Origin of the sequence: Paraburkholderia sp. BR14320 (assembly GCF_040948665.1) — a bacterium.
GTDB classification, from domain to species: Bacteria; Pseudomonadota; Gammaproteobacteria; order Burkholderiales; family Burkholderiaceae; genus Paraburkholderia; species Paraburkholderia youngii.
On the sequence record NZ_JBFPKG010000319.1, the window covers coordinates 1 to 302 of the forward strand.

Annotated in this window: 1 protein-coding gene; it reads left to right on the plus strand. The window is 61.3% G+C overall.

What is annotated here, in order from left to right; all coding sequences use genetic code 11:
* Positions 1 to 184 (plus strand): hypothetical protein (locus tag AB3X89_RS40485; RefSeq protein ID WP_368588092.1); only part of this gene is annotated, 184 nt, incomplete at its 5' end.
* Positions 185 to 302 lie beyond the last annotated feature (118 nt).

A 302-nucleotide genomic window follows, 5' to 3' on the forward strand; every position in this document is an offset into this window, starting at 1 on the left:
GCGGCGCGGACAGCTCTGCCTGTACTGCCCCGACGGCGACCTGAAGGCGCTGTTCATCAACGACACGCCCTACCAGCAGGGCGTGTCGGGCCAGTCCCAGACTTACAGCGATGCGTACCTCGAACTGGCTTTGTTCAGCAGGGTAGGCCCGCAGTTGGTTGCGGACGCAACTAGAGCTTTTTGACGCAAACGGCCTTGCCGAAGCTGTTCCACAGATTCACGAGGTTCGCGATAATCACGCCCTCGCGCTGCTGCGATTCGATGTTGCGCGTCAGCAGTCGCGCGCCGATACAGCGCTTGAT